The organism is Streptomyces venezuelae ATCC 10712, from assembly GCF_008639165.1.
Lineage (GTDB): Bacteria > Actinomycetota > Actinomycetes > Streptomycetales > Streptomycetaceae > Streptomyces > Streptomyces venezuelae.
Window position 1 is genome coordinate 2,278,873 of the sequence record NZ_CP029197.1, and the last position, 17,234, is coordinate 2,296,106.

A 17,234-nucleotide genomic window follows, 5' to 3' on the forward strand; every position below is an offset into this window, starting at 1 on the left:
AGGGGAATGACGCCACCCGGCTAAGGAGCACGTCATGCCCATGAACGTGAAGGGGCGTTGGGGCCTGGCCCAGAGCAACGGGCTGACGATCAACCTGTCTCTCACCCAGGACGGCGGTTCCTTCTCCGGCGAGGCGGAAATCGACGCCTCCGGCGTCCAGACCACGGAACCCGTGGCGGGCACGGTCACCGACAAGGACATCACGTTCGAGATCGGCTCCGTCCACTACCTGGGAACCTTCACGCAGGGACGCCCGCACGGCCTGTCGATCGACTTCGCCGACGCGGTCAAACAGTCCACCTGGTTCGCCCCGAAAACCTTCAGCCGCCTGTAGCCGGCGCCGGCCGGCACTGCGGATGGCGGCAGTCGTCGCTCCGTCGATGCATGCGCCGCAGATCCTGCAGAGCGGCAACCGGGAACGGGTGCATCATCCACATCTCCTGGTACCCCTCCTCACCGTGCTCCCGCAGTACTGTCTCGGCGGCCTCCATCACGGCGTGGCACAGCACGGTACGGGGCTGGGTCGAGCTCCAGAGAAGAACACCGCCCGTCTCGTCGGACGAGCCCCAGGTCGTTCCCCCGTCCGGGAACTCGAAGACGGCGATGCCGACATCCGCCCCCTGGCGCCGGAGCAGCCACCTCACCTCCATGGGCTCGCAATCGAACGAGAAGCGTTCACCGGACGAGCCTCCGTAGAGCCCGGTCATGGCGTACAGCAGGTCGGCGAGGGCGTCCGTGCAGTAACCGACATGGGCCCCGTGCTCCGAAGCACCATCGCCGATCCGATACGTGGCACCCCCGACACCGACCAACTCCCAGCTGAACCGCAGACCACCTGCCACCTTCACCCCTCCCCGAGTTGGTCCGGCATTGAGCGCGAGAACGACATTCTCGATCACCTCGAAGCCCTCCTCGCCGGAGGGCTCCACCCCGAGCCACCCACGCACCTCCGCCTCGAACGCCTCCAGAGGTACGCGTCGGTTTCGCCGAGCGGCACGCCGAGGCGCTCTACCGCCTGGACCAGGAGAAGTTCGGCACCCTGCCGGTGGTCGCTCGTAAGGCCGCCACCGCTGCACGACCCGGGGAACGGGCTCAGGCGACAAGCCCTCCCGCCGCTGGCGGGAGGGATGTTCGTCGTACTCAGCAGCCTCTACGGGCAGTCCTCACCGAACTTGACGACCAGGAACTCGACGGGCTGTCCGTTGAGTGCAGCACCCGGCGACGGGGTCTGGCCGCACACCTGCCAGTTGGACTCCATCAGGACCATTCGCCCCTCGGCCGTGGCGTCGGTCGCGGTGATGGACGTGCTGGAGTCGAGGGCCGCCCGAGCGGCCTTCATCGACTTACCGGTGAAGTCCGGCATCTTCCCTTCGGCGGTGGAGGGCGCCTCGCCCTCCTTCGCCGGGCACGTCTCTTCCAGCTTCACGGCCCCGAAGTCGAGGACGGTGCTGGTGGCCGTCGTCACGCCGGCCGGGGGGTTCTGGTTGCACACCTTCCAGTTCCTGTCGAAGGCTTGCATGCGGCCGCGGCCGAGCGCGTCGTGAGAGGTGAGGCCGTAGAAGCCCCGTTCCTGCGCCGCGTCTTGAGCGGACTGCAGGCCCATGCCGACGAAGTTCGGCACGATGGCCTTCTTGGCCTTGGCAGGTTTGCTGGTCGTGGGGGCCGCCGTCGTCGTCGGGGCGGCGGGCGCCGATGGTGCCTTGGAGTCGTCGGAGGGCTGGCAGGCGACGGCGCCGCTCAGCGTGACGCAGAGCACGGCAGTGGTGAGCATGCGGGTTCGCACGGGTTCCCCCCGGTGGTGCCGACACAGACGCTCAAGGTAGCCCACCGCAAACAATGCGTGAACGACCTGCACCAGACCGTGACCGTGCGCCAGGCCTAGGCACTGCAGGAGCCGGTCGGGCCCTTAAGCCGCGAGCTCCTGCTTGACCTGCACCGCCTCGGTCCAGGCGGCCACGAGTACCTGATAGATCCGCTGCTCGTCCGCCGTCAGTGGCCGCTGCTCCTCGCCGGCGCGTACCCAGAGGGTACGGATGGCGTCATTGAGCGCGGCAGGGCCAGGGGCCTCTCTGTGCAGGCGGGTATCAGACATGCCTTCCAGCGTAGGCGCCAGGTCCGACAGACCCAGCACTCCACGAGCGTGGGATCCGACACGGCCATCCCGGGAGCGCCGCTGGAGAAAACCAGAAGGCCCAGGTCGAGCAACGCTCTGACCTGGGCCTACGGTGACCTTCTGCGAGGTCAACACGGTGGGCGCGGACGGTTTCGAACCGCCGACATCTGCTTTGTAAGAGCCGGGTTACCGTGGCCCTGACCTGCAACCATGCCCACCACAGAGATCATTTAGGGGAATCCTGGGGGCTGGGCTCCGCCGGGGGCCAGATCTCCGTCCACCCGAGCGCCCGCATCGCGCGCTCGTAGATCTCCTGCAGCCCTTCCAGTCTCTCACGCCGCATCTCCGGAGTGGGGTGCTGGTAACGGCCCTTGATGCCCGGGTACTTGTGCCCGGCCTGCTCGAACTCCAAGATCGGCTTCACCCCGATCTGCGCCTGGTATGTGTCGTGCGTATGCCGCATCGCCCTCATAGTGAGGCCCGGCATGATCGGCTCCCACCCCTCCCGCTGCGCGTGCCCGCGAACCGCCGGCGCCGCAGCCCTCCCACCGCTTACCGGCTTCATCACCTGCCGCCCGAAGTTGCCGCGCCTCCAGAACGCGCCGGACCGCGTCATGAAGAGCTGCGGCGTCTTCACATTCTCGAGATGCTGGTGCAGCAGCACCTCTAGGAAAGGCGGCACATCGATCCGCCGGTTGGACTCCCTCGTCTTCACCGGCTCCAGCGCGAGCACAAGAGGGCCCTTGCTGCCGTCAGGAAGGCGCTCCTGGTACTCGGCAACCTCCTCGACCACCCGCAGCACCTTGCACTCGAAGAGGCCGCCGTCGTAGTGCTCGCTGCGAGTCAGCAGGGCGTTGTCGCGGTGAAGGCCGATGCTCTCGCCCCACCGCAGCCCCGTGAAGGCGACCGTGAGGATGTGCATGCCGTCGAGAGGCCCGGCCCGGCGTGCGAGCTGAAGAACGACCTCCGGCGGCGCGTACTGGTTGCCCTTGGCCTCCTCCTTCGCCTGCAGCGCCTCCTTGGCCGCGGCGGTTCGTCGGCGTCTCCGGCCGGCCAGCGGGTTCACCAGCAAGTGCTTGGCATCCACGGCGCCGTTGAGGATCGTCGACATCAGGGACAGTGCGTGGGTGACGGAGACGTCGTCGATCGCCAGGGCGTTGGCCCACGACTCTGCTTCGTACCAGGTGATCTGGGACATCGGCACGTTCCCCCAGCGGGGGAAGATGACCGCTTCGAGGCGGTCCCAGCGCCGGGCCGTCGTCGTGCCTCGGGGCGCCTGCCCCTTCATCCATTCCCGGGCCCAGGAACCGAACGTCCGCTGCATGAGGCTGGGGTCGATCCAACGGCCCGTCCGAATCGCGGCCTCCTGGGCGTTGCCCCAGTCCTCGGCCGTCTTCTTCGTGGGGAATCCAGATGCGGTCCCCTTGGTCCCGTCGGGCTTCTTGTAGACGGCCTTCCAGGTGAACTGCTTGGTCTGCTTGCCGTTGCGGACCTTGTAGACCTTCTCCGCGTAGGCCATGGTGCCTCCTCGCTTGATCCCCTGATCCAATCCTGGACCACGAAACTGACTCAGTGGCAGGGCTTGGCGGTAGCGAGAGACGGATTACCGGGCCGGGCACCGAGCGCGCGGTTGACGGCAGTCGCACCGGCGTCGGTGAGCCGGCCTTGATGGGTGAGGGATCTGTCGGCGTACACGAGGGTGTGGGCCTCACGGGAGTCCACCCACACCGATACTCCGAGCGGCAGATCGTCGACGCAGAAGACATGGACACACATCGGCACCCCACTTGTCCGATTGGTGGCCCCCAACGTCAGCGCTCAGTCATGCAACCACACTTTTGAGTCACATGTGGATGGATTGCAAAAAGCGATCTCAACTCCTGCTACGAGGGGTCCGGTTCGTCCCGATAGTCGATCTCGAGCAGCTGCCCCTGCGCCTTCCGCCAGGCTTCGAGACTGCGCTCGATCTCCGCCAGACTGGCCCCCGGCTTGCCTTTCACGACGACGACCATGCTGGCGTCGTCGCCAAGCGGGATGACCGCGGTGTCGAGCAGGTCACCCTTGCCCTTGAGTTCGTGGACGATCCGCAGCGGCAGCCCCGCGTCGACCGGAGGGCCAGTTTCCGGCGCGGGCGCGGCAATCTCCTTGAAGGTGGGCTCACCTCCGGCGAGGACGGCTTCAACGGATCCCTCCGCCCAGCCGACGCGGGTCGCGTAGGCGCGGATGCTGGGAGTGGGCTTCTTGTACTCGTTGCCGGCCTCGATGAGCTGGATGACAGAGCGGCCGACGCCGATCTCTTCCGCCATCTCTTCCTGCGTCAGGGAGACGGCGGCGGCCCTGCGAGCGTCTCGCAGTGCCTTTCCGAGGCGGGTCCAGTCCAGGTCCATGTGGTCATGATGCCCTAAGTCCATGCAACCGCGAAGCCCACATCCCACGCCTTGACCTGCACTTAAGTAGACATTTCAAGCACCGGCGGTTGCAGGGGGCGCACTGGCATATGCGTCGAGCGGGCCTGTCACTGCGTGTCACGCATAGAATCCATGCATTGAATGTAGGCAGCTTGCTTGCGCACGTAGGGAGGCTGTGCGTACATTCTGGGTGTGACGCCAGACGGACCCGCGATAAGGCGGGTACGCAGGGCCCAGAACATGAGCCTGCGCACCCTCCAGCAGCTGACCGGATTCGACCGCGGATACCTGTCCCGCATGGAACGTGGGCAGATTCGCAGGTCGGCGGACCACCGGGTCCGAACCATCGCCGACGCGCTTCAGGTGAAGCCCGCGGCCATCACCCAGGAGGAGAAGACGTGACCGCCCAGCCGGTGCAGAACAAGGCACGGAAGGCCACGCGAGCCGCCAAGTCCAAGCACCTTGTCAGCGTGGAAGCCGCCTCGACCACGGACCTCGCCGCGGTGGAGGCAGCCGAGAAGGCGGACCTCATCCGCTGGGACGCCGAGTACGTCGTCAAGGAGAAGCTCCTGCCGTACAGGAGCGCCCGGGTCCTCCGGGAGAAGTGCTACAAGCGCCAGGTCTTCCACCACAACGACGGCGGCCGGATCACCTTCAGCCCCATGTCGATCCGCGCCGAGCACGCGAGGACGCTCGTCGCTCCCCTCGCCGCCTAGCGGCTATGCGGGCCGACGCCGGGCTCCTACACCCGACGACCGGCCCTCCGAGATCCACCCCTCCACCGCAATCACCTGCGAGAGAGAAGAGGACCCCGTGTCCAGCAACGTTAACTCCCACCCGGTTAGCGCCGGGCTCACCTCCAAGTACCGGGACGCCGCCCAGGCCGCCCACGAGAAGCACTGCGGCCGCTGTCGCGCGGCCACCGAGGCCGCCGCCGACCGCCGTAGGGCGATCGGCCGCCTCAACCGCCTCGAGCACAAGCAGCTCGGCCTGATCCTCGACATGCGCACCGAGGCGGTCTCCCTGTGAACACCCGCGACCTCACGAGTGTCCCCGTCCCCGCCCGCCGCGAGTATGGCGTCGCGATCCCGTTCGTCGACGTCGACGGCCCGAACGCCCTGATCGTCCGTACCGGAGCGAGCCGCAAGGCCATCACGAAGGCCGCCGCCGCGGAGGGCCCGCACGCCCTCGTGTACGAGCGCCACCTCGACTCCACCGTCTGGACGGAGGTGGCCCGGTGATCGCCCTCCCCTCCACCCAGGTGCCCGTCCCCGACGCGGTGGCCGTGATGATCGGCCGGCAGGTCCCCGAGCACGTGCTGGACGCCGAGATCAAGGCGACGAACCAGGCCTACGTCATCAGCCTCTGCCGGAAGCCGGAGTACGCCGAGGCCCGCGAGTACGCCCTCGCCGAACTGGCCCGCGCGAACAAGACGCTCGCCAAGTACAACCCCAAGCTCGCCGTCACCCCCGGGAGCGCGGCATGAACGCCCGCCAGGAACCGACGCGACGCGACGACCTGCCGGAACCCACGGGTGGGCAGTGCGGCTACAGCGACTACCACGACCCCCACGAGTGGGCCGATCAGCCGCACGTCTGGTGCCCCGGCCACAGCTACGGGACCGATGCCGAGGTGCCGGCATGACCGCCGCCGACAACGCCCGCCTGGACGTACCGCTCGCCGAACTGCTGGCGGCTCTCCGCCCCGGCTGTCTCGCCGAGCAGGCCCACCAGATGGACGCCCTCGACGCCGCGTTCGCCCGCCTCGCCTGCGAGCACGGCGACCGCTGCTCCACCGCCGACACGTACCCCGACTGGACCCCTGGGAAGGCCGCATGAGCAACAAGTACGCCGAGGCCGCCGACTACTTCAAGAGCGCCACAGCCGGCCACCAGGTGACCGTCCTGCACGAGGACGGCCTCTACCGCCACCTCCGCTTCCGAACCCCTGGCAACGGCAGCTCCTACGGCTACGACCTGATCACCTGGCCGTACAACCTCGTCATCCGCGGCGGCTGGACGTTCACGTTCAGCATCGACGCCACTGAGGACATGTTCGACCTGTTCCGTCGCACGTCCTTCCCCGGCGAGATCAACCCCAGCTACTGGCAGGAGAAGGTCACCGCCGGCCGGGACCAGATCGAGGCGTTCTCCGAGGAACTCCTCAAGAAGGAGATCGAGGACACGGTCCAGCAGTGGGAGCAGGGCTCCCCGGTGGCCGGTCTGCGGGAGGCGGTCCAGGAGCACTTCTTCGGGGAGTGGCCGGAGTACAACCTGGAGTACCGCGAGGAAGCCAACCGGGCGCTGCACGACTTCTCCTTCCGGCCGAAGGACGCCAAGCCCGGCGACTACCCCTACGCCTTCGACGACTGGTCTGAGTGGCGCCTGACCGAGTTCTCGCCGGCCTTCCTGTGGTCCTGCTACGCCATCCGGTACGGCATCGAGCTGTACGGCGCGGCCCGCAAGACCGGGGCGGTGTCGGCATGAGCTCCCACGCCAAGCGTGAAGCACTCAAGGCCAAGGGCCAGCGGCTGGCCGACACCTTCAACGCAGTCCACCCTGTGGGCACCCGTGTCGTCGCCTACCCGCTGACGCGCCCCGAGGACAACACGCCCAGCCTCTTCGAGAGGCTCGTCACCACGACCCGCACCCCGGCCTGGTCTCTCGGATGCGGAGAGCCTGTCGTGTCCGTCCACGGCTACGCCGGCGGCATCAGCCTTGAGCACGTCGACATCGACCACGACAGTCCGCTCGGCGACGGCGAGCTCCTTGCCCACACGTTGACCGTCGACAACCTGACCCGGTTCGACAACTGGCTCGACAAGCTCGGCGTCTTCGCGAAGCCCTACTGGGAGCCCGTCGATGGGAAGCTCGCCGTCACCGGACTGCGGATCGGCTCGAACTATGCAGACCGGGTGGTCGCCCGGTTCGGCGACATGATCATCCGGCGTGCCGACGGCAGCTTCTACGTCCGGCAGGCGGTGGCGTCGTGACCTACTTCGACAACCCGGGAATGCCTACGCCGAACGAGCGGGGCACGTACTGCCCGCACGGCGTCCTGGTCATGGGCCCGATCAGCGACAACGTCTTCATGGTCGTGGACCCGTGGCCTTGCCCGAAGCCCGGCTGCACGCGTGAGCGCTTCGAGCGGTTCATGGACGAGGCCAACGCGGAGCTGGCCGCAGCCGAGTCCGCCTCATGACCCCGCAGACGGCGATCGTGTCCGCCCTCCTGTGCGACCTGGACGCCGCGCCCGCCCCGGTCCGGCAGACGGTCGGCGGCCCGCTCCTCCGAGCCCTTCGTGTCGTCGACCCCGACTACGCCGCCTCGCTCGCCGCTGGCCACATCGAAGACCTCGACACGTGGGCCACACGGGTTCTGGGGCCGGAGGACGCCGCATGACCCGGGTCTGGCTGCAGCTCGCCGCCATCACCGCCGCATCCCTCGCCCTGCTCGCGCTCGGGCGCCACCTCTCCAAGGAGCCCTCGTGAGTGCCTACCTGCGCTGCCCGGCGCCCCACTGCGACCACCGCGTGGCCGCGTTCGGTTCCCGGGCCGCCGAGGACATGACCGACCACCTCGTCGCCGTCCACAAGTTCCCCGAAGTCTCCGCCAGCTACCAGGCGCAGATGCTCCTCCCCATCACTGGCCCCCGCGCCGCCGCCTAGCTCGCCGGGCCCCGCGGTGAACCGACCCGCCGGCCCGGCGCACAAGCCACCAAGGAGAACCCGTGATCAGCACCCGCCCCACCGTCGACGCCATCGAGCCCGCCCCGGGCCTCCTCGCGTACCAGATCCCCGGCCAGACCGAGTGGCGGCTCACCCACCACTCCGGACTCGCCCTCGCCTACTGCCGCGACCAGCAGCACGCCGAGGACACGGCCCGCCTCATCGCTGGCTTCACGGACTGGACCCGGTCCGCCGACGACATCCGCGGCGACGAAACCGTCGCTGCCTCCCTCGACGAGCTGCGGTTCCTCATCAGCTACGAGGCCAGCGCCACCCTCCCCGAGCGCCACATGCCGCAGCTGCCGGCGACGTACACCGACGCCGACATCCAGGCCGCGGCCACCTACCACCAGGGCGACACCACCGACGGGCTCGCCATCATCTCGGCCATGGCCCAGTCGTCGAAGTTCGCTGGCCTCGGCACCGACACGTTCAACGAGGCCTTCGGCAAGGTCATGCGGATCGTGCACCCCGAGCACTACGCCGCCTAGCCCCCTCCAGACCGGCGCGTCGAGCCCCCAGCTCCGCGCCGACCAGGCCCGCCCTATCCCCCCGTTCCGGGGCGGGCCTGGTTCCTCACACCCTCAGGAGCCCTTCATGGACCACGCCATCACCCTGGAAGTCGCGAACCACGTCCTGTTCCACTACGGCCGCGGCGGCTACCAGGCCGGCGGCTTCACCGAGCAGCTCATCACGACCATCGACATGGCCGACCCGGCCAACCGCGACAAGCTCGCTCTCGGCTTCCCCGAGTACGTGGCCGCCGTCGTCGCCATCAAGGGCGACCCCGACGGCGTCGCCCGCCTCACCGCCGTCGCGAACCCCGGCGAGGTGGCCGCATGATCACCTGCCCGTGCGGCGACACCGCTGGCCCGTTCGTCCGCACCCCGAAGGGCGTCCGCTGCGAGGACTGCGTCGAGAAGAAGGTGACCCAGTGACCGCCGCCGGGGGCGAGGTCGAGCCCGGCCTGTACGACATCCCCGCCGAGCTGTACCACCAGGACCCCGTCCCCGGCGGCAGCCTCTCCTCCACCGGCATCCGGCGCCTCACCGACTGCCCCGCCCGGTTCAAGCACCACCTCGACAACCCCGAGCCCTACAAGCCCGCCTACGAGTTCGGCACCGCCGCCCACACCGTCGTCCTCGGCGACGGGCCCGAACTGATCGTCGTCGACGCCGCCCGCTGGGACACCAAGGAGACCAAGGCGAAGGTCGCCGAGATCCGCGCCGCCGGCAACGTGCCCCTCAAGCCCGAGGCCAAGCAGCGGATCGACGACATGGCCGAAGTCCTCGCCCGCCACACCGAAGCCTCCGAACTCTTCACCCCCGGCAGCGGGATCGCCGAGCAGTCCGCCTTCTGGCCCGACGAGCACGGCACCTGGCTCCGGACTCGCTTCGACTGGCTCCGCGACGAGGAGATCGTCGACTACAAGAGCGCCCGGTCCGTCCATCCCGACGCCATCCAGAAGGCCATCTACCAGCACGGCTACTTCCAGCAAGACCCGCACTACCGGCGAGTGGCCATCGAACTCGGCCTCATCCCGCCGCACGGCGCCTTCAAGTTCGTGATGCAGGAGAAGGAGCCGCCGTACCTGGTGCAGGTCGTCGAGATCGACTTCCCGGCCCGCGTCATCGGCGACGAGATGAACCGCGAGGCCATCGACATCTACCGCGACTGCCAGGCCACAGGCGAGTGGCCGGGCTACAGCCTCACCACCCTGCACGTCTCGCTCCCGCCCTGGTTCGAGCGCAAGTACATCGAGGAGAACTCGTGAGCCAGCTCCCCCCGCCCGTCCGCCGAGCACAGGCCCCGCAGGCCCCGGCCGTCGACGAGTACGACGACGGGCCGGCCACCTTCCGGCCCGCCAGCAAGGACGGCCACTACGCCCGGCTCTCCATCCAGGGGCCCTCCGGATCGGGCAAGACGTGGACCGGACTGCACGCCGCCGCGGGCTTCGCCGAAGGGGAACGGTTCGCCGTCGTCGACACCGAACGTGGCGCCTCCGGCCTCTACGTCAACGAGGTCGGCGCCCCCTACGACGTCCTCCCCATGCGCCGGTACAACCCTCGCGGCCTCGTCAAGGCGCTCGCCGTCGCCGTCCAGGCCGGCTACCCGGTCGTCATGGTCGACTCCCTCACCCACTTCTGGAAGGGCGCGGACGGCACCCTCGACCAGGTCTCGCAGGTCGCCGACAGCAAGTACCGCGGCAACACGTTCGCGGCCTGGAAGGACGGCGGCGAGATCCAGGACGAAATGGTCGAAGCCCTCATGTCCTACCCCGGACACGTGGTCGCGACCATGAGGTCCTCGATCAAGATGGTCCTGGAGAACGGCAGCAAGACCCCGGTCAGCAAGGGGATGCTCGCCGAGCAGCGGCAGGGAATCGAGTTCGAGTTCGGGGTCGCCGCCGAACTGAACCGGGCGAACACGATGCGGTTCATCAAGTCCCGCTGCCCCGTGTTCAACGGCCGCGAGATCGACAAGCCCGACGGCGCCCGCGACATCGCCAAGCCGTACCTCGACTGGCTGCGCGCCGGCGCCAAGGACATCGACACCACCGCCTGGGTCGACCACGCCAGTTCCGCCACCGCCACTGCGGACAGCCTCCTCGCCCTGTACCGCGAGATCGAAGCGGCCAGCGCCCTCGCCACCCCGCTCATGCACCCCGAGACCGGCCAGCCCACCAGCCTCGGCGCCTACATCAAGGAGCGCGGACTCGCGCTCAAGGCAGCGCAGTAACCCCAACCTCGACCGGAAGGACATCGTCATGGCCCGCCGTCTCACCGTTGCCGAGCAGCTCGCCTCCGAGGAGAAGGACATCCTCCTCGACCGCATCTCCGAGCAGTCCGGCTGGTCCCAGTTCCTCGTCATGCAGGCCGTCCTCGTCTACGGCGCCGAGCACGACACGTTCAGCTGCAACCAGCTGCGAGACGTCCTGCCCGAGTTGGGCCACGGCTTCCTCGGCGCCGCGATCAACGCCCTCCGGCAGGGCGGCATCCTGCAGCACACCGGCCAGTACGTGCCCTCGACGTCGCCGGCCACACACGGCCACCCCATCGCCCTGTGGCGATTGTCCGTCAAGGGCCTGCTGATAGCCGAGCAGCGCCGCACACGCACCCAGCAGAGGCCGGCGGCATGAGCTTCCAGGACTTCCGGCGCCGCCCGGAACGCAACTGCCTCCGAGAGCTCGCCGCCATCCGCATCCTCGACGACCTCCGCCGATGGCGAGCCGCACGAGACCTCCACACCTGCCAGGCCCTCTGGGTCCTCCCCGCACGCACACCCGACCGGAAGGAGACCGGACAGTGACCCGCAACTTCGACTGGATGGAACAGGCCTCCTGCGCCCAGACAGACCCCGAGCTCTTCTTTCCCGACAGCGGGAACGTCGCAGAAGCCCGGAAGGTCTGCCACGCCTGCCCCGTCAAGCTGGACTGCGAGGCCCACACCCAGCTCCTGGAGGAGGGCTTCTCCCGGGACCAGCGCGTCGGAACCTGGGCCGGACAGACCGGTCGGGACCGCTATCGCGCGGCCGACCCCACAGCGCCCCAGCAGACAACTCATGGGCAGATCGTCCACCTCGTCAAGCGCGGCCTGCCCGCCGACACCGTCGCCGACATCGTCGGATGCAGTACCCGCACCGTGTGGCGCGTCGCCAGTCAGCGGCGATCCGACCTCGGGGAGGCGGCATGATCCCCGGGATCCGGGTGGGGCACGGAGCGCGCGAGCACATCGCCATCTCCACCACCCTCACCTTCGCCGACGGCCTCGACCTGATCGCCGTGGAGCGAGTCGTCAACGGCGGCAACGCCGACCTCACCGACGCCGAGAAGGCCGAGGCCGGCCGCAGGCTCCAGGCCCGCGACGTCCCCCAGGCGGAGATCAGCAGACGCATCGGCCTCAGCCTCTCCACCGTCCAGGCCTGGGCGAAGAACGGTTGGGTCGTACCCAGCTCTTCCGTCGAGACCGCGCCCCTGGACATCGGCAACGCCAGCCACGGCCGCTCCGGCTACACGAAGGGCTGCCGCTGCCTCCGCTGCCGCACAGGCGCCCGAGACGCGGCCAGGCAGCGTCGGGCCGCCAAGCGGCAGCAGACCGCCGCCTAGACCACCCACCCGCCAGCCATGATCGAGAGAAGACACCGTGGGAATCCGTCTGATCGTCGAGGTGCTCACCAGCGCACCCCTGGCCCTGACGCACAGGGAGAAGCTCCTCCTCGTCGTCCTGGCCGAGGACGCCAACGACGAGACCCGCGTGACGTGGAACAGCGTCGAGCGCCCCGAGGTCCTCCGCGGCGCCAAACTCAGCCGTTCGCAGCTGTACGCCGTCCTCAAGTCGCTGACCGCCAAGGGGGTCCTGGCGAAGCTCACGGCAGGCCAGAAGAACGGCACCGCCAAATACCAGATTTCCAAGTTCCCCGGCCCTCAGTGTCAGGGATTTCCTGACACTGAGACCACCCCTCAGCGTCCCGAAAACGCTGACACTGAAGCCCCTCAGAGTCCCGGAATCCCTGACACTGACGCGAACGGTCAGCGTCCCGGAAATGCGGACACTGACGCGTCTCAGTGTCAGGAAATCCGGGACGTCAGTGTCCCGGAATCCGGGACCCCTACCCCTCTTAACCCCTCAACTACTACCCCTCTAGCTAGCAAGCAGGAGAGCCAGCCCGACGCACTCGGCCACGGCATCCCAGAAGCCGCCCGCCCACTCGTCGACGGCATCACCGCAGCCGGCATCTACGTCCGCTGGCCCTTCAAGGGCAACAGCTGGTTCCCCGTTCTCGCGCTCATCCAGAAGTCCGGCGTCCCCGCGATGGTCGACCACGCCGTGAAGGCCGCCTCTCGAACCTCCGTCGAGTCGGCCAACTACTTCCTCAAGGGCTGGGGGGAACTCCCGCCCACCCCCGCCCCCGGCACCGAGCGCCCCCGCCTCCACGCCGTCGGCAGCCAGCGCCACAAGCCCTTCGAACCGCCCGCCGACACCTCCGTCTACGCGAACGGATTCTGACCATGCCCGAACCCAGCCCCGCGTTCGGCGGCAACATCACCGACCGCCTCCAGCGCGCACTCGCAGCCCGCGGCCTCGACCAGATCGACCCCGGCCCCATCGACAACACCCCCGCCGAAGACGAGCCCGGCCACCCCGAGTACCACCGGCGCCGACGCGCCGAATGGAACCTCAAGCGATGGGCGGCAGTCACCCCGTACCGCTACCAGCACGCCACCTGCACCCACCCCGCACTCCAGCAGTGGGCCGACAAGGTCGCCGCCGACCCGCGCAGCGCCGGCTTCCTGCTCCTCACCGGCACGTTCGGCACCGGCAAGACCCACGAGTCCTACGGCGCCTTCCGGCGCATCGCCGACGCCGGCCCCGACCGCTACGAAGTCATCGCCACCACCGCGCCCGACATGTACGCCCTGATGCGCCCCGGCGGCAGCGAGCGCGGCACCGAGTACGAAGTGAAGCGGCTCAAGAAGATCCCGCTCCTGCTGATCGATGACCTCGGCACCGAGAAGGTCAGCGAGTTCACCGAGGAAGCCACCTACCGGCTCCTCAACGAGCGGTACAACGAGTCGCTGCCGACGCTCATCACCAGCAACCTGCCGGCCGACTCGCGCGACCAGAAGGGCGTCAAGCAGGGGCCCGACCTCATTGAGAAGCTCGGCGAGCGGATTGCGGACCGGCTTCGGGAGATCACCCGCATCGTCCCGATGGACGGACCCAGCCGGCGGCGGGGTGCCGCATGAGCGACAACGCGCGCATGGCAGACGTCGTCTGCGCCATTGCCCAGCTGGGATACGCCAGCGGCAAGAGCGGCATCGAGATCGCCGAGGGATGGATCGTTCCCCACGTCGAGGCACTCCTCGCCGTCCGTGAAGCCCGAGCCAAGAACCCTGCGGCCTTCCCCGGCTACGGCGAAGGCACAGTCGAGGAGACCGCCCGACGCATCATCGCCCGCCTCCTCGACGCGGTTTGGCGGCCTCCGGACGGCGAATGCCTCGACCTCCCGGAGGCACCTGGTGCCTGACGACTTCACCCCCGAGGACATCGCGGCCATGCGACGCGAGGGCGACCTGTCCAGCTTCCTCCGGGAACAGCTCCGGGCCGGACGCGCCCGCCGCGAGCAGCCCGTCATCCCCGCCCCCAGGCGTCCCACGGGCCGGCCGCCCGGCGCCTGGCCCACCAACGCCACGCCCGTCAGCCAGACGCCCTCACGGCACACCGCAGCCGACTGGACCCGAGCCCTCGACGAGTACCGCCAGTGGCTCACCACCACCAACCACCCCGAGCTCATGGACCAAGGCCAGACCTGCGGCTGCACCGGCTGCACCCCGCCCACCCAGAAGGAGGACCAGTGACCATCCGCCGCAACGCACCGATGCCCGCCGAACTCCGCCACTTCATGCGCGCCGGCCAGCACCCCGCCCGCTCCGTCGCCTGCCCCCACTGCGACGCCGCCCCGCACCGGCCCTGCCGCGTCAAGGCCACCGGCCACCCCCTCCCCGACATCCACCCCGCCCGCCGCTCCGCTTGGGCCGAGACCACCGCCGTCTGCCCCCACTGCCAGGTCGCCCCCGGCACCCCCTGCCACACCGAAGGCATCCCGCTCCCCGACCAGGTCCACGCCCGGCGCTACCTCGTAGCCGAGGAGACGGCCGCGTGAAGATCCGCCCCGACATCGCCGCCCTCGTCCGCGACGGCCACACCGACGCCTCCATCGCCCACCGCCTCAACTGCGGCCGCAGCACCGCCAACGAGAACCGCCGCGCCCTCGCCGCCATCGACCGCCTGTACGCCGAGGAAGTCCCCACCGGGCAGGTCCGCGACTACCGGCCCGACCGCATGCCGACCTCGCCCGCACAGCAGGCCGCCAACCGGGCCACGCTCCTTGAAGCCCTCCGCGCCACCTGATCCTGCCCGTCCCTCTGGGGCCGCCCCCGCACCCGGGCGGCCCCCACCGGGCAACGAACCCGCCCGTTCCGTTGCCGCCTCGCCCCGACGCTGCAACGGAACCCACACCCCGGAGACCCGACATGACCGACCAGCCCACCCGCAAGGCCACCATCACCCTGGACTCCGCTACCAGCGACCGCGAGTTCCCGATCTACCAGATCAGCATCAACGCCATGCGCGACGAGAACCACGGCCACGGCTACCGGCTGATGGGTCCCAAGTACCTCGGCCGGTCCCGGAACCTGCGGACGGTGGAGCTGACGCAGCGGGACGCGGACGAGATCCGTGCCGTGCTGGACGAGGTCTTCCCGCCCGCTTCGCCCACGGCCTGACATGCCGCAGAACGCCCCGCGGTCGAAGTGCGGGGCGGTCTGGACACCTCGACCCTACCCACCGAAGGAGCCACACCATGACCGACCTGCCCATCACCGACGAGATGCCCGACACCTGGGTCCAGGCCCTCACCACCGCCATCGAGGCCCGCGGCCACAAGGTGACCGACTGCCACGAGTCCGCCATCGTCATCAACCTCACCCCCACCACGATGCGCACCCTCGACGCCGACCCGGGCGAGCAGCTCGTTATCGGATGGACCGAGCGGGCCGGCATCGACTGGGGACTTGGCCGCGCCGACCACGTCCCCGACCCGCAGCCCCTCGGCGCCGACACCATCACCGAGGCCGCCGCCCGCACCCACCTCCTCCTCACCACCGGGCGGCCCGCATGAACCGCCACGCCCTCCCCTACGCCGCCGCCTCGCCCGCGTCCCGCTCCTCCTCCTCGACGACCTCGGCTCCGCCAAGGCCACCGAGTGGACCGAGGAGGTCACCTACCGGCTGGTCAACGAGCGGTACAACGCCTGCCGACCGACCATCTACACCTCGAACCTTCCCGCTCGTGCCGTCCTCGACGAGCAGGGCCGTCCGCTCGGTCCGGACCTCACCACCGCCCTCGGCGAGCGGATCGTGTCCCGGCTGTCGGAGGACACCACCGTCGTCGCCATGACCGGCACCGACCGCCGCCGCCGAGGCGCCGCGTGACGCCGGCCCGGCGGCTGGCCGCCACCCGCGCCCTCCTCGACCAGCCGCCCGTCACCCCCGTCCCCGGACAGCTCGCCATCCCCGCCGCCGCCGTCGCCGACATCGAGGCCGCCCTCGACGACGCCGACCGCCTCGGCGAAACCGGCCACGCCCGCGCCGAACGCGCCGCCCTCTACCTCGCCTCGTCCGGTTGGACCATCACCCCCGCCCGCTGACCGCCACCACACCCAGGAGAACCCCGTGATCATCGCCATGTACACCTACCTCGTCGAACGCAACGACGACACCGCCCCCGACCGTCGTGCCCTCAGCGGCGGATGGGCCCCGGCCCGCCGCAACGCCCCCACCGAGGCCATCGCCATCGACATCGCCCAGGAAACCCGCCTGGCGCACAACTACTTCGGGCCGCTGCGGGTGTCCCTGTGGCCGCAGCAGGCTGACGAGCCGCACCCCATGGCCCGCTTCGAGCCGGCACCCGCCCACGCCGAGACCTTCGACTACGCCGCGGTGCCCACCCGACCCGGCGCCTGACATGCCGCAGACCGCCCCGCTCGTCGCAACCAAGCGGGGCGGTCTGGACACCTCGACCCTACCCACCGAAGGAGCAACACCCATGGCCCACCTCTGGGAGATCGACCACCCGTACTACTGCCAGGAAGGCAACTACTTCAAGAGCGGCCAGCACACGCTGTTCGCCTCGTGGACGGACTTCACCGAGGAGACGCTCTTCTACCGCGGAGACCGGGACCAGAACCTGCTCATCCGCTGGGACTGGCGCAAGCCCGGCCACTACGAGTGGGAGGGCGAAGAGACGCTGCTGCTGTTCTTCGTCCTCCAGCGCAAAGCGTGGCTGTGCTCGGTGGAGATGCCCGTTACCGAAGTCGACGAGTCGGCTATCCACGCGTGGCTGACCGAGTGCGCTCAGACCATGCGTGCCACGTGGGAGCCGCTTCTCGACGCGCTCCAGCCCGCCGCCTGACCCCCCGCCCTGCTGC

The 17,234-nt window shown here is 69.3% G+C and carries 38 protein-coding genes; 33 read left to right on the forward strand and 5 right to left on the reverse strand.

Features of this window, described 5'->3' with window-relative positions:
- The first annotated feature begins 34 nt into the window (after positions 1-34).
- Positions 35-334, forward strand: coding sequence for a hypothetical protein (locus DEJ43_RS10210; RefSeq protein ID WP_015033268.1), 300 nt, complete (start codon positions 35-37; stop codon positions 332-334).
- Here the strand turns inward: DEJ43_RS10210 and DEJ43_RS10215 are convergent.
- The 5 genes from DEJ43_RS10215 to DEJ43_RS10240 all read right to left on the reverse strand — a co-directional run bounded on the left by DEJ43_RS10215 (position 321) and on the right by DEJ43_RS10240 (position 4,500).
- Positions 321-899, reverse strand: coding sequence for a hypothetical protein (locus tag DEJ43_RS10215; RefSeq protein WP_233447935.1), 579 nt, complete (start codon positions 897-899; stop codon positions 321-323). The two genes, DEJ43_RS10210 and DEJ43_RS10215, sit on opposite strands and share 14 nt — an antisense overlap.
- A 251-nt stretch (positions 900-1,150) precedes the next feature.
- Positions 1,151-1,771, reverse strand: coding sequence for a hypothetical protein (locus tag DEJ43_RS10220; protein ID WP_041662330.1), 621 nt, complete (start codon positions 1,769-1,771; stop codon positions 1,151-1,153).
- A 135-nt stretch (positions 1,772-1,906) separates the two neighbouring features.
- On the reverse strand, positions 1,907-2,092 hold the full coding sequence (locus tag DEJ43_RS10225; RefSeq protein WP_106433830.1) for a hypothetical protein: 186 nt from the start codon (positions 2,090-2,092) through the stop codon (positions 1,907-1,909).
- A 247-nt stretch (positions 2,093-2,339) separates the two neighbouring features.
- Positions 2,340-3,632 carry a site-specific integrase gene (locus DEJ43_RS37765; RefSeq protein ID WP_015033272.1) on the reverse strand — a complete coding sequence of 431 codons (1,293 nt, stop codon included), beginning with the start codon at positions 3,630-3,632 and terminating at the stop codon, positions 2,340-2,342.
- A gap of 364 nt (positions 3,633-3,996) precedes the next feature.
- Positions 3,997-4,500 (reverse strand): helix-turn-helix domain-containing protein, encoded by a 504-nt coding sequence (locus DEJ43_RS10240; RefSeq protein WP_015033274.1) that lies wholly within the window; start codon positions 4,498-4,500, stop codon positions 3,997-3,999.
- A gap of 213 nt (positions 4,501-4,713) precedes the next feature.
- Between DEJ43_RS10240 and DEJ43_RS10245 the strand changes: the two genes are divergently transcribed.
- The 32 genes from DEJ43_RS10245 to DEJ43_RS10390 all read left to right on the forward strand — a co-directional run bounded on the left by DEJ43_RS10245 (position 4,714) and on the right by DEJ43_RS10390 (position 17,218).
- A complete protein-coding gene (locus DEJ43_RS10245; RefSeq protein WP_015033275.1) occupies positions 4,714-4,923 on the forward strand; it encodes a helix-turn-helix domain-containing protein in 210 nt (69 codons plus the stop codon).
- Positions 4,920-5,237, forward strand: a complete 318-nt coding sequence (locus DEJ43_RS10250; RefSeq protein WP_015033276.1) for a hypothetical protein — start codon at positions 4,920-4,922, stop codon at positions 5,235-5,237. The genes DEJ43_RS10245 and DEJ43_RS10250 overlap by 4 nt, the downstream gene beginning before the upstream one ends.
- Before the next feature lie 97 nt (positions 5,238-5,334).
- Positions 5,335-5,550, forward strand: coding sequence for a hypothetical protein (locus DEJ43_RS10255; protein ID WP_015033277.1), 216 nt, complete (start codon positions 5,335-5,337; stop codon positions 5,548-5,550).
- Positions 5,547-5,762 (forward strand): hypothetical protein, encoded by a 216-nt coding sequence (locus DEJ43_RS10260; protein WP_015033278.1) that lies wholly within the window; start codon positions 5,547-5,549, stop codon positions 5,760-5,762. Before DEJ43_RS10255 ends, DEJ43_RS10260 begins: the two co-directional genes overlap by 4 nt.
- Positions 5,759-6,007, forward strand: coding sequence for a hypothetical protein (locus DEJ43_RS10265; protein WP_015033279.1), 249 nt, complete (start codon positions 5,759-5,761; stop codon positions 6,005-6,007). The genes DEJ43_RS10260 and DEJ43_RS10265 overlap by 4 nt, the downstream gene beginning before the upstream one ends.
- A complete protein-coding gene (locus DEJ43_RS37375; protein WP_158506253.1) occupies positions 6,004-6,165 on the forward strand; it encodes a hypothetical protein in 162 nt (53 codons plus the stop codon). The genes DEJ43_RS10265 and DEJ43_RS37375 overlap by 4 nt, the downstream gene beginning before the upstream one ends.
- A complete protein-coding gene (locus DEJ43_RS10270; protein WP_015033280.1) occupies positions 6,162-6,359 on the forward strand; it encodes a hypothetical protein in 198 nt (65 codons plus the stop codon). The genes DEJ43_RS37375 and DEJ43_RS10270 overlap by 4 nt, the downstream gene beginning before the upstream one ends.
- Positions 6,356-7,006, forward strand: coding sequence for a hypothetical protein (locus DEJ43_RS10275; RefSeq protein ID WP_015033281.1), 651 nt, complete (start codon positions 6,356-6,358; stop codon positions 7,004-7,006). The genes DEJ43_RS10270 and DEJ43_RS10275 overlap by 4 nt, the downstream gene beginning before the upstream one ends.
- Entirely contained in the window at positions 7,003-7,512 is a 510-nt protein-coding gene (locus DEJ43_RS10280; protein ID WP_015033282.1) for a hypothetical protein, read from the forward strand. The genes DEJ43_RS10275 and DEJ43_RS10280 overlap by 4 nt, the downstream gene beginning before the upstream one ends.
- A gap of 20 nt (positions 7,513-7,532) precedes the next feature.
- Positions 7,533-7,721: a hypothetical protein gene (locus DEJ43_RS10285; protein WP_145953696.1), complete on the forward strand. Its 189-nt coding sequence runs from the start codon at positions 7,533-7,535 to the stop codon at positions 7,719-7,721.
- Positions 7,718-7,921, forward strand: a complete 204-nt coding sequence (locus DEJ43_RS10290; RefSeq protein ID WP_015033284.1) for a hypothetical protein — start codon at positions 7,718-7,720, stop codon at positions 7,919-7,921. The genes DEJ43_RS10285 and DEJ43_RS10290 overlap by 4 nt, the downstream gene beginning before the upstream one ends.
- 85 nt (positions 7,922-8,006) lie before the next feature.
- On the forward strand, positions 8,007-8,186 hold the full coding sequence (locus DEJ43_RS10295; protein ID WP_015033285.1) for a hypothetical protein: 180 nt from the start codon (positions 8,007-8,009) through the stop codon (positions 8,184-8,186).
- Between the two features lie 62 nt (positions 8,187-8,248).
- The gene (locus tag DEJ43_RS10300) at positions 8,249-8,737 is read left to right on the forward strand and encodes a hypothetical protein (RefSeq protein WP_015033286.1); all 489 of its coding nucleotides are present in this window, start codon (positions 8,249-8,251) and stop codon (positions 8,735-8,737) included.
- 106 nt (positions 8,738-8,843) lie between these two features.
- Positions 8,844-9,089, forward strand: coding sequence for a hypothetical protein (locus tag DEJ43_RS10305; RefSeq protein ID WP_015033287.1), 246 nt, complete (start codon positions 8,844-8,846; stop codon positions 9,087-9,089).
- 91 nt (positions 9,090-9,180) lie between these two features.
- Positions 9,181-10,020 carry a PD-(D/E)XK nuclease-like domain-containing protein gene (locus tag DEJ43_RS10310; protein ID WP_015033288.1) on the forward strand — a complete coding sequence of 280 codons (840 nt, stop codon included), beginning with the start codon at positions 9,181-9,183 and terminating at the stop codon, positions 10,018-10,020.
- Positions 10,017-10,985, forward strand: coding sequence for an AAA family ATPase (locus DEJ43_RS10315; RefSeq protein ID WP_015033289.1), 969 nt, complete (start codon positions 10,017-10,019; stop codon positions 10,983-10,985). Before DEJ43_RS10310 ends, DEJ43_RS10315 begins: the two co-directional genes overlap by 4 nt.
- A gap of 28 nt (positions 10,986-11,013) precedes the next feature.
- Complete coding sequence (locus tag DEJ43_RS10320; protein WP_015033290.1) at positions 11,014-11,385, forward strand: hypothetical protein; 372 nt, start codon at positions 11,014-11,016, stop codon at positions 11,383-11,385.
- Positions 11,382-11,555, forward strand: a complete 174-nt coding sequence (locus DEJ43_RS38045; protein ID WP_233447936.1) for a hypothetical protein — start codon at positions 11,382-11,384, stop codon at positions 11,553-11,555. Before DEJ43_RS10320 ends, DEJ43_RS38045 begins: the two co-directional genes overlap by 4 nt.
- Positions 11,552-11,938 (forward strand): WhiB family transcriptional regulator, encoded by a 387-nt coding sequence (locus DEJ43_RS38765; protein ID WP_015033291.1) that lies wholly within the window; start codon positions 11,552-11,554, stop codon positions 11,936-11,938. Before DEJ43_RS38045 ends, DEJ43_RS38765 begins: the two co-directional genes overlap by 4 nt.
- On the forward strand, positions 11,935-12,351 hold the full coding sequence (locus DEJ43_RS10330; protein WP_015033292.1) for a hypothetical protein: 417 nt from the start codon (positions 11,935-11,937) through the stop codon (positions 12,349-12,351). Before DEJ43_RS38765 ends, DEJ43_RS10330 begins: the two co-directional genes overlap by 4 nt.
- Positions 12,352-12,388: 37 nt before the next feature.
- Positions 12,389-13,252: a hypothetical protein gene (locus DEJ43_RS10335; RefSeq protein WP_015033293.1), complete on the forward strand. Its 864-nt coding sequence runs from the start codon at positions 12,389-12,391 to the stop codon at positions 13,250-13,252.
- A gap of 2 nt (positions 13,253-13,254) precedes the next feature.
- Entirely contained in the window at positions 13,255-13,992 is a 738-nt protein-coding gene (locus DEJ43_RS10340; protein WP_015033294.1) for an ATP-binding protein, read from the forward strand.
- Positions 13,989-14,273 (forward strand): hypothetical protein, encoded by a 285-nt coding sequence (locus tag DEJ43_RS10345; protein ID WP_015033295.1) that lies wholly within the window; start codon positions 13,989-13,991, stop codon positions 14,271-14,273. The genes DEJ43_RS10340 and DEJ43_RS10345 overlap by 4 nt, the downstream gene beginning before the upstream one ends.
- Entirely contained in the window at positions 14,266-14,604 is a 339-nt protein-coding gene (locus DEJ43_RS10350; protein WP_015033296.1) for a hypothetical protein, read from the forward strand. Before DEJ43_RS10345 ends, DEJ43_RS10350 begins: the two co-directional genes overlap by 8 nt.
- Positions 14,601-14,909 (forward strand): zinc finger domain-containing protein, encoded by a 309-nt coding sequence (locus DEJ43_RS10355; protein ID WP_015033297.1) that lies wholly within the window; start codon positions 14,601-14,603, stop codon positions 14,907-14,909. Before DEJ43_RS10350 ends, DEJ43_RS10355 begins: the two co-directional genes overlap by 4 nt.
- Positions 14,906-15,157, forward strand: a complete 252-nt coding sequence (locus DEJ43_RS10360; RefSeq protein ID WP_015033298.1) for a hypothetical protein — start codon at positions 14,906-14,908, stop codon at positions 15,155-15,157. The genes DEJ43_RS10355 and DEJ43_RS10360 overlap by 4 nt, the downstream gene beginning before the upstream one ends.
- A gap of 122 nt (positions 15,158-15,279) precedes the next feature.
- A complete protein-coding gene (locus DEJ43_RS10365; RefSeq protein WP_015033299.1) occupies positions 15,280-15,531 on the forward strand; it encodes a hypothetical protein in 252 nt (83 codons plus the stop codon).
- A gap of 77 nt (positions 15,532-15,608) precedes the next feature.
- The gene (locus DEJ43_RS10370) at positions 15,609-15,926 is read left to right on the forward strand and encodes a hypothetical protein (RefSeq protein WP_015033300.1); all 318 of its coding nucleotides are present in this window, start codon (positions 15,609-15,611) and stop codon (positions 15,924-15,926) included.
- Positions 15,820-16,239, forward strand: a complete 420-nt coding sequence (locus DEJ43_RS10375) for a P-loop NTPase family protein (RefSeq protein WP_051025861.1) — start codon at positions 15,820-15,822, stop codon at positions 16,237-16,239. The genes DEJ43_RS10370 and DEJ43_RS10375 overlap by 107 nt, the downstream gene beginning before the upstream one ends.
- On the forward strand, positions 16,236-16,454 hold the full coding sequence (locus DEJ43_RS10380; RefSeq protein ID WP_015033302.1) for a hypothetical protein: 219 nt from the start codon (positions 16,236-16,238) through the stop codon (positions 16,452-16,454). Before DEJ43_RS10375 ends, DEJ43_RS10380 begins: the two co-directional genes overlap by 4 nt.
- Before the next feature lie 25 nt (positions 16,455-16,479).
- Entirely contained in the window at positions 16,480-16,770 is a 291-nt protein-coding gene (locus tag DEJ43_RS10385) for a hypothetical protein (protein ID WP_015033303.1), read from the forward strand.
- An 82-nt stretch (positions 16,771-16,852) separates the two neighbouring features.
- On the forward strand, positions 16,853-17,218 hold the full coding sequence (locus DEJ43_RS10390) for a hypothetical protein (RefSeq protein ID WP_015033304.1): 366 nt from the start codon (positions 16,853-16,855) through the stop codon (positions 17,216-17,218).
- Positions 17,219-17,234: the final 16 nt, after the last annotated feature.

Coding starts and splice junctions, on each gene's coding strand:
- DEJ43_RS10210 (WP_015033268.1), top strand. CDS start 35: ATGCCCATGAACGTGAAGGGGCGTTGGGGCCTGGCCCAGAGCAACGGG.
- DEJ43_RS10220 (WP_041662330.1), bottom strand. CDS start 1,771: ATGCTCACCACTGCCGTGCTCTGCGTCACGCTGAGCGGCGCCGTCGCC.
- DEJ43_RS10225 (WP_106433830.1), bottom strand. CDS start 2,092: ATGTCTGATACCCGCCTGCACAGAGAGGCCCCTGGCCCTGCCGCGCTC.
- DEJ43_RS37765 (WP_015033272.1), bottom strand. CDS start 3,632: ATGGCCTACGCGGAGAAGGTCTACAAGGTCCGCAACGGCAAGCAGACC.
- DEJ43_RS10240 (WP_015033274.1), bottom strand. CDS start 4,500: ATGGACCTGGACTGGACCCGCCTCGGAAAGGCACTGCGAGACGCTCGC.
- DEJ43_RS37375 (WP_158506253.1), top strand. CDS start 6,004: ATGAACGCCCGCCAGGAACCGACGCGACGCGACGACCTGCCGGAACCC.
- DEJ43_RS10270 (WP_015033280.1), top strand. CDS start 6,162: ATGACCGCCGCCGACAACGCCCGCCTGGACGTACCGCTCGCCGAACTG.
- DEJ43_RS10275 (WP_015033281.1), top strand. CDS start 6,356: ATGAGCAACAAGTACGCCGAGGCCGCCGACTACTTCAAGAGCGCCACA.
- DEJ43_RS10280 (WP_015033282.1), top strand. CDS start 7,003: ATGAGCTCCCACGCCAAGCGTGAAGCACTCAAGGCCAAGGGCCAGCGG.
- DEJ43_RS10285 (WP_145953696.1), top strand. CDS start 7,533: ATGCCTACGCCGAACGAGCGGGGCACGTACTGCCCGCACGGCGTCCTG.
- DEJ43_RS10290 (WP_015033284.1), top strand. CDS start 7,718: ATGACCCCGCAGACGGCGATCGTGTCCGCCCTCCTGTGCGACCTGGAC.
- DEJ43_RS10305 (WP_015033287.1), top strand. CDS start 8,844: ATGGACCACGCCATCACCCTGGAAGTCGCGAACCACGTCCTGTTCCAC.
- DEJ43_RS10320 (WP_015033290.1), top strand. CDS start 11,014: ATGGCCCGCCGTCTCACCGTTGCCGAGCAGCTCGCCTCCGAGGAGAAG.
- DEJ43_RS38045 (WP_233447936.1), top strand. CDS start 11,382: ATGAGCTTCCAGGACTTCCGGCGCCGCCCGGAACGCAACTGCCTCCGA.
- DEJ43_RS10330 (WP_015033292.1), top strand. CDS start 11,935: ATGATCCCCGGGATCCGGGTGGGGCACGGAGCGCGCGAGCACATCGCC.
- DEJ43_RS10340 (WP_015033294.1), top strand. CDS start 13,255: ATGCCCGAACCCAGCCCCGCGTTCGGCGGCAACATCACCGACCGCCTC.
- DEJ43_RS10345 (WP_015033295.1), top strand. CDS start 13,989: ATGAGCGACAACGCGCGCATGGCAGACGTCGTCTGCGCCATTGCCCAG.
- DEJ43_RS10365 (WP_015033299.1), top strand. CDS start 15,280: ATGACCGACCAGCCCACCCGCAAGGCCACCATCACCCTGGACTCCGCT.
- DEJ43_RS10370 (WP_015033300.1), top strand. CDS start 15,609: ATGACCGACCTGCCCATCACCGACGAGATGCCCGACACCTGGGTCCAG.
- DEJ43_RS10390 (WP_015033304.1), top strand. CDS start 16,853: ATGGCCCACCTCTGGGAGATCGACCACCCGTACTACTGCCAGGAAGGC.